Annotated in this window: 11 protein-coding genes, 1 tRNA gene and 1 pseudogene; 10 read left to right on the top strand and 3 right to left on the bottom strand. The window is 51.1% G+C overall.

What is annotated here, in order from left to right:
- Positions 1-128 precede the first annotated feature (128 nt).
- From QZQ08_RS05650 to dnaB, 10 genes are all read left to right on the top strand, one after another.
- Positions 129-1,334 carry a GTPase gene (locus QZQ08_RS05650; RefSeq protein WP_296329174.1) on the top strand — a complete coding sequence of 402 codons (1,206 nt, stop codon included), beginning with the start codon at positions 129-131 and terminating at the stop codon, positions 1,332-1,334.
- Positions 1,318-2,361: a GTPase gene (locus tag QZQ08_RS05645; RefSeq protein WP_296329171.1), complete on the top strand. Its 1,044-nt coding sequence runs from the start codon at positions 1,318-1,320 to the stop codon at positions 2,359-2,361. The genes QZQ08_RS05650 and QZQ08_RS05645 overlap by 17 nt, the downstream gene beginning before the upstream one ends.
- Positions 2,362-2,382: 21 nt before the next feature.
- Positions 2,383-3,816 (top strand): amidohydrolase, encoded by a 1,434-nt coding sequence (locus QZQ08_RS05640; RefSeq protein ID WP_296329170.1) that lies wholly within the window; start codon positions 2,383-2,385, stop codon positions 3,814-3,816.
- A 165-nt stretch (positions 3,817-3,981) separates the two neighbouring features.
- A complete protein-coding gene (locus tag QZQ08_RS05635) occupies positions 3,982-4,935 on the top strand; it encodes an L-lactate dehydrogenase (protein ID WP_296329168.1) in 954 nt (317 codons plus the stop codon).
- Positions 4,936-5,055: 120 nt separating this feature from the next.
- The gene (gene murI / locus QZQ08_RS05630) at positions 5,056-5,856 is read left to right on the top strand and encodes a glutamate racemase (RefSeq protein ID WP_296329165.1); all 801 of its coding nucleotides are present in this window, start codon (positions 5,056-5,058) and stop codon (positions 5,854-5,856) included.
- Between the two features lie 66 nt (positions 5,857-5,922).
- Positions 5,923-5,998 (top strand) — tRNA-Thr (locus tag QZQ08_RS05625).
- A gap of 164 nt (positions 5,999-6,162) precedes the next feature.
- A complete protein-coding gene (locus QZQ08_RS05620) occupies positions 6,163-7,104 on the top strand; it encodes a YybS family protein (protein WP_296329163.1) in 942 nt (313 codons plus the stop codon).
- 11 nt (positions 7,105-7,115) lie between these two features.
- Entirely contained in the window at positions 7,116-9,164 is a 2,049-nt protein-coding gene (locus QZQ08_RS05615) for a DHH family phosphoesterase (protein ID WP_296329160.1), read from the top strand.
- Positions 9,124-9,576 (top strand): 50S ribosomal protein L9, encoded by a 453-nt coding sequence (rplI, locus tag QZQ08_RS05610; RefSeq protein WP_296329157.1) that lies wholly within the window; start codon positions 9,124-9,126, stop codon positions 9,574-9,576. The genes QZQ08_RS05615 and rplI overlap by 41 nt, the downstream gene beginning before the upstream one ends.
- A gap of 3 nt (positions 9,577-9,579) precedes the next feature.
- The gene (gene dnaB, locus QZQ08_RS05605) at positions 9,580-10,935 is read left to right on the top strand and encodes a replicative DNA helicase (RefSeq protein WP_296329155.1); all 1,356 of its coding nucleotides are present in this window, start codon (positions 9,580-9,582) and stop codon (positions 10,933-10,935) included.
- Between the two features lie 66 nt (positions 10,936-11,001).
- Here the strand turns inward: dnaB and QZQ08_RS05600 are convergent.
- The 3 genes and pseudogenes from QZQ08_RS05600 to QZQ08_RS05590 form a co-directional block, all read right to left on the bottom strand.
- Positions 11,002-11,325 (bottom strand): annotated as a pseudogene (locus QZQ08_RS05600) (transposase); the annotation flags it as partial.
- Between the two features lie 102 nt (positions 11,326-11,427).
- Complete coding sequence (locus tag QZQ08_RS05595) at positions 11,428-12,240, bottom strand: ATP-binding protein (RefSeq protein ID WP_296329152.1); 813 nt, start codon at positions 12,238-12,240, stop codon at positions 11,428-11,430.
- Positions 12,233-13,305, bottom strand: a 1,073-nt coding sequence (locus QZQ08_RS05590) for a DDE-type integrase/transposase/recombinase (protein WP_296329148.1), incomplete at its 5' end; no start/stop codon positions are given. The genes QZQ08_RS05590 and QZQ08_RS05595, both read right to left, overlap by 8 nt.

Below are 13,305 nucleotides of genomic sequence, written 5' to 3'. Positions count from 1 at the left end.
AGGGGAGGGAATCGGGGGGAAGTTTCCACAGGAAAGGCCCCGCTTATGCTATAATAAGAGATGAACTATCCTAATTTGGAACATCCCATTGGGCCTGGGGCCCATAGCACGCAAAGGACGGTGGAAAGATGAAGCTTTCCCAGCTTAGAAAAGCCTATTTGATGGACCTTGCGAGCCGTTTTACAGGTCCGTTCCATAAGAAAAGGACCGCCTCTTTTCGCACGGACTCGCTCAAACCGGCTGCCCCTGCTTCCAAGATTCCCCATGATGTCTATGGCGAACTTGCCTTTCGGTTTTTGGAAGCTTGGCAGAAAGAAAAGGAACAAAAAGTTCGGATTTGTCTTTTTGGACAGCCCGGTGCCGGCAAAAGCTCCCTGATCAATGAACTGATAGGGGAGAAGAAAGCCAAGGTTGGAACCGGGACGGATACGACCAAAGAGGCCCAGATCATCGAAGCGGGAAGTGTTGTCTATGTGGACCTGCCTGGCTATGATACGGCGCGGTTTCCCAAAAAAGGGTATTTCAGCCATTTTGATCCCCTCCAATATGACCTTTTTCTCTGCATTTTTTCGGGCAGGCTTACGGAGGCGGATACGGAATTTTTTTCCCGTCTCCAGCGGCTGGGCAGGGTCTGCCTTTTTGTGCGCAATAAGATTGATGGCCTTTATGCTCCTTTTCGGTCCCTAAAAAGTCTTGAAGAGGAAATCCAGAAGGATGTCCGTCACCAGGTAGGACCTTGTGTGCCGCTTTATTTTACGAGCTGCCGGAAGGACTGGGGCAATGCCCAAAAACGGGGAATCCCGGATCTTCAGGAAGCCATCATGGATCATTTGGAGCCGGCCTTGAAAGACCGCTATGCCCGTCAGGCAAAAGCGTATACGGAGCATACCCTTCTTTTGAAGCGTCGGGCGGCCGACCGCCGGGTGCGTAATTATACCGCCATGGCGGCCGCAAACGGCCTTAACCCTGTTGTCGGTATGGATGCCGTCATTGATGCGCGTATCCTTAAGGAAATGTATCAAGGAATCCGTGCGGATTTTGGCCTGGGGAAATGGGATCTTCCCATCGAAGGCAGTCGGGTGAATCTTGTGAAAAAGGTAGCTGGTGGAGTTACAGGCGAGCGCGTAACCAAGGGCCTGAGCTTCTTATTACGCAAACGGGCGGGTGAGAAGGCGGCAAAATTCATTCCCCTTGCTGGGGCCGCTGCTGCTTCACTGATGAATGCGGGCAGTATGTATTATGTTGGAAAAGAATATGTCAGGATCTGTTACGAGTATGCCCGCCGACGGCTCCAGACAGAAATCGAGTGGGGGACCCATGAGCACAGAACGTGAAGATATCAAGAACATTGAAAAAGAAATCGATGAGGAGAATGTGCGTATTGTCCTTTTTGGTCAACCTGGAAGCGGCAAATCAAGCCTGATCAATGCCGTCTGCGGACGGGAGGCTGTAAAGGCCGGTGAATTGACGGAACCAACGACTGACGCTGTCGTTGTGGAAAATGGGGATGTGACGTTTATCGATCTTCCTGGCTACGGAACGGATGGGTTTCCGGAAGAAGCTTTTCTCGAACGGTTCCGGCCATTCCAGTACGACCTTTTTCTCTGCGTCTTTTCTGATAAGCTGCGGGCTGCTGATACGCGGCTGTTCCGCATGCTGGAAGCCATGAAAAAGCCCTGCATCTTTGTCCGCAGCAAGATTGACTTGATCTATGAGGAAGGTCGGACCTTGGAAGAGTGTGAGGCCATCATCCGTAGTGACGTGGAAACGCAGCTGGGAGCGCAGGATATTGACCTGGTCTTTGTGTCGGCCCGCAGGGACCATCCGGTGGGCATCGATGTCCTGAATGATGTCATCATGAGCAAGATGAATGAAGCACGGAAGGAAAAGTATATCCTTACGGCTGAAGCGCGGACGAAGGAGCAGCTCGAGGCCAAAAAGGCGGCGGCCATGACCTTTGTCAAGCGCAGTGCCACTTATTCTGCGTATAATGGGCTCAATCCTATCATCGCTGTTGATGCGGCTGTGGATTTCATGATCTTGTATCAGCTTTACAACAATATTCGGGAGACCTTTGGCATTACGGAAGAAATCATTGCGTCAAGCAAAAAAGTGTCCGATAAGGATAAACGCCTTGTCCTGGGCGGCATGAGCCGGGAGGGCATCAATCTCATCCTAAAGAATGCAAGCCGGCAGCTCGTGGCCCGGACCTTTCTTAAAGTCGTGCCCGTTGTGGGGCAGGCGACGGCGGCCCTTATTGGCTATAAACTTGTGAACAAGACAGGCCGAGATTATGTCAATGCCTGTTATGAACTGGCCCGGGAGCGGCTGTTATCGGCCCTTGATGCCCGGAGATCATAACCAGGAAAAGAGGTAAGCAGCATGGAACAGACAGCGTACCTTCCCAGAAACTATGCGGAAAAACTAAAGGCCCTCAATGCCGTAATCTGGGATGCGGCTGAACTGAAATTTGCCGAGACAAAGTCGGCTAAGGCCATGACGGATTTCCTGCGTCAGGAAGGCTTTGCCGTAAAGGAAGGCCTTGCAGGCATGGAAACTTCCTATGAGGCGGAGTTTGGATCGGGGCATCCCATCATCGGCATCCTCGCCGAATATGACGCCTTGTCCGGCCTTAGCCAAGAACTTGACGTGGCAGAAAAAAAGCCCCGCCCTGAGACGTCGTGCGGACATGGCTGCGGCCATTGCCTTTTGGGAACGGCTGCCATTGGGGCCGGCCTTTTGCTCCGGGATTACTTAAAAGCCCATCCTAACAAGGGAACGGTGCGGATTTATGGCTGTCCTGCCGAAGAAGGTGGAAGCGGAAAGGCCTATATGGCGCGGGAAGGCCTTTTTGCCGATGTGGATGCCGCCTTTACGTGGCATCCGGCAACGATGAATGCTGTTGCAACGGGCAGCAACCAAGCCAATATTCAGGCGGCATTTACCTTCACCGGGCAGGCTTCCCATGCGGCAGCCTCTCCAGAAAAGGGCCGCAGTGCCCTTGACGCGGTGGAACTGATGAATGTGGGCGTGAACTACCTTCGGGAACATATGGCAGATTATGAACGCGTCCATTATGCGGTCCTTGATACGGGCGGGGTTTCCCCGAATGTTGTTCAGGAGCATGCCGAGGTCCTCTACCTTATCCGCAGCAAGAGCAACGCCGAAGCAAAACGGCTTTATGAAAGGGTGCAGAAGATTGCCCAAGGGGCGGCCCTTATGACGGAAACGTCCTTTTCCCTCCGTTTTGATAAAGCCGTATCAAATTTGGTGCGGAACGATACGCTTGCAGCGGTCATGCATGAAGCCATGGTGGAAGTGGGGGCACCGAAACGAACGGCAGAAGAAAAGGCTTATCTGGAAAAATTCCAAAAGACCGTGCCGGAAGATAGTATCCTCCACGATCCAGGGATGACGCCTCTTCTTGATCGGGAACTTTTGGAAAAGCTTATCAAGAAGGACCGTTTTGGAGAATTCATTGTTCCCTTCCAGCCCAATTCCATTATCCAAATGGGATCGTCTGATACAGGGGATGTAAGTTATGTGACACCCCTTGCCCAGTGTTACACCGCGACCTTCCCTATTGGCACGACGGCTCATTCTTGGCAGTGGGTAGCCATGGGACAGAGTGCGGTGGCCCTTTCTGGGATGTACTACGCGGCCCGCGTTATGGCGGAAAGTGCGAAGAAAGTCATGGAAGAGCCTATCCTCCTTGAGCGGGCAAAAAAGGAGCTGGCAGAGCGCCTTGGAGGGGCTTCCTATGAATGCCCCATTCCTCCAGACGTGTGGCCAACCAAATATATCCAACATAAATAATGGCAAAAGAGGCTTTACCACGAAGCCTCTTTTTTGTGCATCAAATCGTCCAATTATTTTTGCAAGTGGGACTATTTTCTTATCCATTGAATCTCTCGAAAAGGTGACCTACAATGGAGGAGAACTGTACGGGAAAGAATTACATATTATGAAAGGAGCTTTGCTATGAATCCTGAAATCAATGCTCGAAAGATTGCCATTGTCGGCTGCGGTATGGTTGGGGCTACAAGTGCCTTTGCCCTGATGGAACAGGGGCTTTTCTCGGAACTGGTCCTGGTCGATGTGAACCGGGAACGGGCGGAAGGGGAAGCCATGGATATCGGTCACGGAATGACCTTTGCTTCCCCTATGAATATCTACGCTGGGGACTATGATGACATCATGGATGCCTCCATCATTGTCATTACGGCAGGTGCCAGTCAGAAGGTGGGCGAAACGCGCCTTGATCTTGTAAAGAAGAATGCCGCCATTTTTGGCTCGATCATTCCCGAGATTGCCAAACGCAATTATCAAGGCATTCTCCTTATCGTGGCCAATCCTGTAGATATCCTGACCCATGTTGCGCAAAAGCTGTCCGGGTTCCCCCGGAGCCGCGTCTTTGGGAGCGGGACCGTCCTTGATACGGGCCGCCTTAAATACCTTTTGGGTCAGCACCTTGATGTGGATCCCCGGAACATTGATGCCTATATCATCGGCGAACATGGTGACAGCGAAATCCCTGTTTGGAGCAGTGCCTATGTATCCGGTATGCCGCTCAGCCGCTTCTGTGAATTCCGCGGCCATCATGACCACGAAGCCGCCATGGAGCATTTGGCCCAGTCCGTCAAGGACAGTGCCTATGAGATCATCAAGAAGAAAAAGGCAACCTATTATGGCATCGCTATGGGGGTACGCCGTATCTGCAGTGCCATCATCCGTGATGAAAAGAGCGTGCTTCCTGTATCCGTCTATCTTGATGGGGAATTTGGTCTTTCCGGGGCGACACTCAGCGTGCCTGCCATCGTCGGGGCCCAAGGGATTGAAAAAGTGGTTCCTATTTCCCTGAGCAAAGAAGAAGGGGATGCTTTGCAAAAGTCTGCCGAGATCCTTAAGGAAACGGCAGCCACGATTGGATACTGAGGCGCTTTGAAGGGACGGAAAAACCACCGGATTCCCCCTAAAAAAGCATTCCAAGTGGTGCCTGATATGGTATAATACCGGTTATGACTGATGTAGATGGTTAGATCTTGGAGGGATAGCATGGAGAAGGATAGGCCCATTGGCGTCATTGATTCCGGTGTCGGCGGCCTGACGGTCCTCAAATGGCTGCAGAAGAAAATGCCCCACGAGCAGTTTATTTTTATCGGGGATACGGCCCGTACGCCTTACGGGGACCGACCGCGGGAAGAAATCCAGCGGTTTGTGAAGGAAATGACCGACCATTTGGCTCGTCGGAAGATCAAGGAACTGGTCATTGCCTGCAATACCATTACTGTCCTTGGCCTTGATGCGATCCGCAATGGCTATGACTTTGATGTGATTGGCATGGCCAAGGGGGCGTCCAATATCAGGGCGGTCACCCATAACAATAAAGTCGGCTTTTTTGCGACGGACTTTACGGTTTCCACAGGGGCCCATAAGCGGGAAATCGAGCGCCTTGACCCTGGCGTCGAGGTGTTTGGACTTGGCTGTCCGAAACTTGTGCCCCTCATTGAAGGTGAAAAATTTGGCCGTCCGGAAATGCAGGAAGCTATCAAGGAATATGTAGAGGCCATGAAAGTCCATGGAATTGATACCCTCCTGCTGTCCTGTACGCACTATCCTTTCCTCCACGATGAGATTGCAGCCGCTTTTGGACCTCATGTGACGGTCCTTGATCCAGCGGAAATGACGACGGATGAGGCTGTCCTGCATCTCCAAAATAAAGGTCTCCTGAAAACGGAAGGGGAAGGGTCCCTGGAAGTTTGCTTCACGGCGGATCTTGCCCGCTGCAAGCGGCTGGCTTCCCGTATGCTCGACATGGCCCATGCCCAGTTCCGACTGATTGACCTTGAGTCCTGATTTGCGAAAAAAATAAAGAGAAGGCTTGACCAACATCAGGGAATATGATAGAATTAATCCGTTAGTGCTACTGTAGCTCAGTTGGTAGAGCGGCTGATTCGTAATCAGCAGGTCGCAGGTTCAAATCCTGTCGGTAGCTCCAGCTAAAAGGATGGGCCCCCGGTTTCCGGGGGCCTTTTTGGCGTCATTTTTTTTGTAAGGTGACCGATGGATGCCGCCTTTATCCCTTCCTGCAGGGACCGGAAAAGGTGACAATCCCCCACAAATGGTGTAAAATAAAAAGACGTATCTATAAGGAGGAACACCATGATTCGACGGAAAACTTCAGCCATTGTGGAGTCAGGTATCCTGGCGGCCATTGCGGTGATTTTTACCCTCATCGGCAATTATATTCCCGTTCTTGATGTTATCGTAAGCGTTTGGTGGCCCCTTCCCATTATCCTATGCGGAAGGCGCAATGGTCTGATGTGGAGCGTTCTCTGCCTTTTGGTTACCGGTGCCGTTGTTGCGGTTCTCATCAGTCCCCTTCAGGCTGTTACCCAGGTCCTTATCCTGGGCATCCTGGGCCTTGTCATGGGGGAAGGGATGCGGCGACAGAAATCCCCTGCCAGTGTCCTCTTATGGGGAAGCCTGGGGGCCCTTTTATCCATTATCCTCAGCGGCCTTGCAGCCTATTTCCTTATGGGCATCAATGTGGTGGAATCCTTTACCCATGCCATTGCTGAATCTGTTCAAATGACCAAGGACATCTATGATACGCTGGGGGTTTCCGGGATCATGACCACGGAATCCCTGGAACGGATGCAGCATATGCTGAGTCTCGTTCTTCCAGCTGGACTGCTCCTTAGCTGTCCCATTTCGGCTTTTGTCAATTACTGGGCGGCCCGGAAGGTCCTTTCCCGATTGGGGGACCCCTACCCTTGGTTTCCTCCTTTTGCCACATGGACCCTGCCGCGCTGGATTTTAGGAGGGTACGGACTGGGGATGGCAACGCTGCTTTATTTTCGCGGAGATGAGACCAGCTATGGCTTCCTGGGAGGCTACACGCTCTTTACTGTGGCAAGCATGCTGCTTTTGCTGCAGGGGCTCAGTGTGGTCCTTTGGTACGTCCAGTATCGGGGTAAACCGCGTTTTTGGTTTCCCTTGGCAGTCCTTACCAGTTTCGTGATCCCCCTTGTTTCCCAGTTCCTCGTGGTCATGGGAGCCATTGAGATGGTAACGGATCAGCGCAGGCTGCGCAGCAGATAGGAGAATCGACCATGAAAGACGAAGAACGAGCCAAATTATGGCGTACCCTTCGGGTCGCGGCGGCCATCCTCGGCACCCTTTGTGTCGTCTATGGCTTTTATGTAAACCAGGTGATTTGGACAGCCGCTGGCTTTACCGCTGTCCTTCTCGTCTATTATTTCAGTTCCCGCAGCAGCAAGCTCCGGGAGGCATGGTTCAACCATGCTATGACGACGGTGGTGCGGAATATTGAGCGGGCCAACCATTACGCCGTGCAGCGCCTGCCTGTAGGCATTGCTGTATTTGACCAGGAGGGCCACTTGCAATGGAAAAACCGCCTTTTCAATGAGTACATCAATGTGGATGCTCCTTTGGGCTCCTTATTTGACAAGATCCTGCCGCCACCGGAAAATAATTTTGCGACCCTCCGGGTCCGTGATTCCGATAAGAGCATCAAGATTGGCGACCGCATCTATTCCATGCTGGTCCGTCCCATCCAGACAACGGAAGAAGCTGGCAGTGACACGGGTGTTGTCATCTACCTGTATGATGTGACCAATAAGGAGCGGCAGCAGCGCCGTTATGAGGACGAGCGTCCCGTTGTAGCTTATGTCCAGTTCGACAACTACGCTGATGCCCTAAAGGGCCTCAATGAGAGCGACCGGGCAAGCCTGGTGGTTGCCATCACGAAGGCGATCAACTCTTGGGCGGAAGAAGTAAACGGCTATTCCCTTAAGTATTCCGAAGACCTCTATCTAGTAGGCATCAACAGGAAAGGCCTTGTCGATACCATCAATCGAAAGTTTCCCCTCCTTGATAAAGTGCGGGAAATCAAAATCAATCCACGGATTACACCGACCGTCAGTATCGGTGTGGCAAGCGGCATGAAGACCCTTTCGGAAATGGCTCAAAAGGCCCAGTCCTGTTTGGATCTTGCCTTGGGGCGCGGCGGAGACCAGGCCGTTGTCTCCATTGGCGATGAAGTGAGCTTTTATGGCGCCCGCGGGAGCGTGCAGGCGAAAAATACCCGTGTGCGGGCCCGGATTGTCGCCCAGGCCATCCACGAGCTTATGACAAATGCCGATAAGGTCTTTATTATGGGCCACGTCAACGAGGACTATGATGCCATTGGCGCGGCCATTGGTGTGGCCAAGATGGCCCGGACCTTGGGCAAGGAGTGCTATATTGTCTGGAGCGGTCAGGGGACTGCTGTAGATAATATTGAAAACGTAACCCACGGCAATAATCCCTATGAGGATCTCATCATCAGTGAAGAGGTTGCCATGGAGCAGCGTACGCCGGGCAGTCTCCTGGTTTTGGTGGACCATCATCGAGCCATGCTGACGGCGGCACCAAAACTCCTTGCTGCCATCAAGCGGCGCGTGATCATCGATCACCATCGCCGGGCTGAAGATGTCATTGAGGAAGTGAGGCTGCAGTACATGGAGCCGTCCACCTCCTCGACAAGTGAAATGGTTACGGAAATCCTGCAGTATTTCCAGGAACGCATGGAAATCAGCCCGCTGGAGGCCTCCGTCCTTTATGCTGGGATCGTTGTTGACACCAAGAACTTTGCTGTCCAGACCGGTGAACGGACCTTTGAGGCCGCGGCCTATCTGAGGCGCTATGGTGCCGATCCTCATGCCGTATCCCAGCTTTTTAAAGAAGATGACGCCTCTGTTATCCTCCGGGCCAAGATCATTACGGAAATGAAGAAACCCATTCCGGGTCTTGCTGTTTCGGTTCATTCCGGCGGTGCCCAGAATGACCGCAATGTTTCCGTTGTTGTCGCCCAAGCAGCCGATGAGCTGCTGACCATGAATGATATCCATGTCAGCGCCGTTCTCAATGAGAGCGACGATGGCGTCAGTATTTCGGCCCGCAGTGACGGGTCCGTCAATGTCCAGACCATGATGGAAGAACTCGGCGGCGGCGGTCATCAGACTGTAGCCGGTGTCCAGATTAAGGGCGCCAAGGCCGAGGACCTGATTCCGAAAATCATTGAGATGGCAAAAGAACAAATGAAGGAGAGCGATTCCGATGAAGGTAATTCTGCTGAAGGACGTAAAGAAGTTGGGTAAAAAAGGTGAAATCATTGAGACGGCTGAAGGCTATGGCCGCAACTATCTCATTCCTCGGGGCTTTGCCCAGGAAGCAACGGCCCGTAACCTGAATCAGGCCAAGGCCGATCAAAAGGTAGCGGCCCACCGCAAGGCCCAGGCCCATGATGAAGCAGTTGTTCTGGCCTCGCAGCTGGAAAAAGTGGTACTTCATCTGGCCGTCAAGGTCGGTGAAAATGGAAAGCTCTTTGGCTCCATCGCTTCCAAGGATGTGGCAGACGCACTCCTTGCCCAGACGGGGATGGAAGGCATTGACCGCCGCAAGATCGAAATTCCCGAGACCATCAAGAGCCCTGGTGAATATACGGCTACGGCCAAACTTCTGCCGGAAGTTACAGCTAGGTTCAAGGTTGTCGTAGAAGCAAAGGCTTAAGTCATGGAAGACCGGATTCCCCCTCAAAATGTGGAGGCCGAGCAGAGTGTGCTGGGGGCCATGCTCATCAGTCGCGAGGCCATTGAAAAGGCCTGTGAGATCCTGCGGGAAGATGACTTCTACCGTCAGGATGACCGCATCGTTTTTGGCGCCATCAAGGACCTCCATGAACGCAATGAGGCCGTCGACCTTGTCACGGTCATTGAGGAGCTCCGCAAAAAGGGCAAGCTTGATGCAGTTGGCGGTTCACAGACCATCACCAACCTTTCCAACGCTGTTCCGACGGCGGCGAACGTGGAATACCACGCCAAGATCGTGGAGGAAAAATCCCTGCGCCGGCAGCTGATCAATGCGGCAACGTCCATCGCGGCCACGGGCTATGAAGAAGATACCGACATTGCCCAAACCATCGACGAGGCGGAACAGAAAATCCTTTCTGTTGCCAACCGGACCCAAACCGGCGGGATTGTCAAGATCCGTGATATTGTTCGCGGTGCTATGGAACGCATCGAGGAACTATATGATTCAAAGGAAGCCTTTACGGGGCTTCCTACGGGATTTACGGATTTTGATAAGATGACGAGCGGGCTTCAGCCGTCAGACCTTATCATTGTCGCTGCCCGTCCGTCCATGGGTAAATCTTCCTTGGTGCTCAATATTGCGGAACATGTGGGAATCAAGGGCCATAAATCCGTTATCTTTTTCTCTTTGGAAATGAGCAAGGAGCAGCTGGTCCAGCGTATGCTCTGCAGTCAGGCTGGCATTGATGCTTCCCGTCTGCGGATTGGACAGCTCCAGGACCAGGAATGGCCAAATCTCATTGCTGCTGCTGACCGGCTCAGCAATGCCAGTATCATGCTGGATGATACGCCGGGTATGACGGCAATGGAAATGCGGTCCAAGGCACGGCGCTGGAAGGCCGAAAACGGACTTGATCTCATCATCGTTGACTATCTGCAGCTCATGCAGGGCTCGTCGAAACGGGCCAGCGACAATCGTCAGCAGGAGATGAGTGAAATTTCCCGGTCCCTCAAAGGCCTTGCCAGGGAACTGAACGTACCGGTCATTGCCCTCAGTCAGCTCAGCCGAAGTGTTGAGTCGCGGACCAGCAAGCGGCCGATGCTCAGCGACCTTCGTGAATCGGGGGCCCTCGAGCAGGATGCCGATATTGTCTGCTTTATCTATCGTGACGATTACTATAATCCTGATACGGAACAAAAGAACGTGGCGGAACTCATCGTGGCCAAGCATCGTAATGGTCCGGTGGGAACGGTCAATCTCTTCTTCCAGAAGGATACGACGCACTTTTTCGACCTTACGCCGGAACATTTGGCCCAGATGGCCGACCAGCAAGGATGATTCAAGGGGACTGCACAGGCAGCCCTCTTTTTTGGTTCTTTGTCAAATTTTGGGGTGCTAAAGTATCTATGCACTCCTGGAGAGGACATGCACTGAGGACAGTGCGTGTCCTTTTTCGTTGCGTGTGTTAATGTACAAAATCCTATTACGAAAGCGCTCAAAATTGCGCAGACCAAATGAGATGCGTTTTAACACCTTGATTTTATTGTTGCAGCCTTCAGTAAAGCCGTTGGAGTAGGGATAGATAAGAGCGCTCTTGATTTCTTCGTACCAGTAGGTAAAGGACTTAACCAGAGAGTTCATTTCCGGTAAATCAGCGCTTTTTACCAGGTCTATCCATGCTAAAAGCGCCCAAGAAATGTTGGTGTCATCTTTGAATCGAAGTACTTTGATGTTAGAGGCCAGTAGAAAAAGCCAAATAGAGCCCATTTAATTTAGCCATTTTCAGCTCAATAAAAAGAGCCAATAACTCATGCACTTCCTCCTCTCAGATTAGATTCTTGGCTGTTCTACACTTCCTGCTAGCCGTTGTTTCTCGGTCTGCACAGTAAATGTTTCCATCTGTTGGCCACGAAAACTGTTTCCACGTAACAGGAAAACCATAGCATCATCAAAAATCCGGTCTAAGGCACATAATAATGCATCATCTTCGTTAAAGGATGAACGCCACTCAGACGGGTTCTTGTTGCTGGTAAAGATCATATTGAATGCACCTTGCTTGTTGTAACGGCGATCTATGAGATCGAAAAACATCCTTGTGTTTTCCTTGTCCAACTCACAGTGGCCAACTTCATCAATAATCAGGCAGGATGGTCGAACCAGCATATTGAGCAGTCTGGCAGTCTTGCCACCTTGTCTTGCCGCGTGGAAACGGTCGTTCAGTTCCGTCATCTTAATGAAATAGGTCTTTAATCCATTTTGGCAACAAGAGTAACCAAAGGCTTGTGCCAAATGAGTCTTTCCTGTTCCAGGAGGGCCAATGAGAGCAATGTTTTTATGCGCATATACAGCGGATAATGTCCGTAATTGCTCAAGTTTCCTGGTATCTTTGCCGTGGATAAGGGAGAAATTAAAGTTATCGAAGGTCCTAGGATTTCGTAACGGCAAACGGCTGAGACGAAGTAATGTCTGTACAGTCGCTTGCCGTTTCCTTTCCCGTAAATGAAGTAGCAGCTGCTCCATGGCATTAACCGTTTCTTCTGAAAGACTCTGTTCCGTAACCATGGCTGCAAATTCTTTTCCTGTCAGATTAAGATGGAGGACAGCGCAGCTTTCTTGAATGCTTTCCATCATTGCTTCATTCATTGCGTGCACCTCCTTTGCTGAAGTTGAACTTCTCAAAGGACAGTTGTGTTTCAGAAGAAGGAACCGCTAGTTGCCGTATCGTTGCCCGAACAGGAGCCGTAGGCAACTCTTCTGGCTGCTGCTTGACATACTGATCTTTGCAAAGCCGGTCTTCCCTCGTCCAGGTTACGGGATATGTTACGAGAAGAGATTTCATGTCATCCGAATAGATAAACAAGGTTTCCTGGTCTCGCTTTACCCGTGCAATACTGCCGCTATAGCTTAGGGGTACGCCAAAACGACGTTGTTCGTAGGTAACAAATCCATCAAAGGATACCTTCCGTTCAGGGCAGAGGTAGAAAAGGATGGCATCATGTAGAGTCAAAGGGCCTAGTTTTTTTGCACACTCGGACGCATGAATCGTTTCGGGTGTACTTTTCATACCAGAGTGAAAATGCCTGTTTTGTGTTTCACACCAGGCAAGGCACTGTCTATTCAAATCCGTGATGTTCCAAAAAGACCTTCCAGGCAAGAAATTTTCCTTGACGAAACGGATAAGCCTTTCTACTTTTCCTTTAGTATATGGATGACGAGGTTTACATAGCTTCGTCTTGAAGCCAACATCTTCCATAAAAGATTCATAGTCCTTTTGCCAGATGGGAAAACCAGAACTATCTCGATGCAGTACAACACTTTTCATATTATCTGTCAGGATATAACGAGGAATTCCCATATATTGGAAACCATGAAGCATCCCAATGAACAAGTTCTCCTGTTTGGCGTTAGGAAAAAATTCCACATAACACATACCACAATGATGACAGATTAACGCAAAGGCTGCTGCCCTGATACTATCTCCATATGATGTCTGCACATTGACAAATCCCCAATCCATCTGGAATGCTTCACCAGGTTCCGTAAAATAACGGATACCACGATTTCCACGTGATTCTACAAGGCATCTTTTTGCGGGGATTAAATTCTTATGGGAAGCGATGTAACGTTTGACTGTGGAGAGACTACCCGCATAACCTAAGCGTAAAATGTTTCTCGGTAGGGAAAAATAGTCCTTGCAAAATAAAGGGG

The organism is uncultured Acidaminococcus sp. (assembly GCA_900538365.1).
In the GTDB taxonomy this organism is placed as follows: Bacteria; Bacillota; Negativicutes; order Acidaminococcales; family Acidaminococcaceae; genus Acidaminococcus.
Note: the sequence above shows the minus strand (reverse complement) of the source record. Positions and strands in the feature narration are given on the sequence as shown.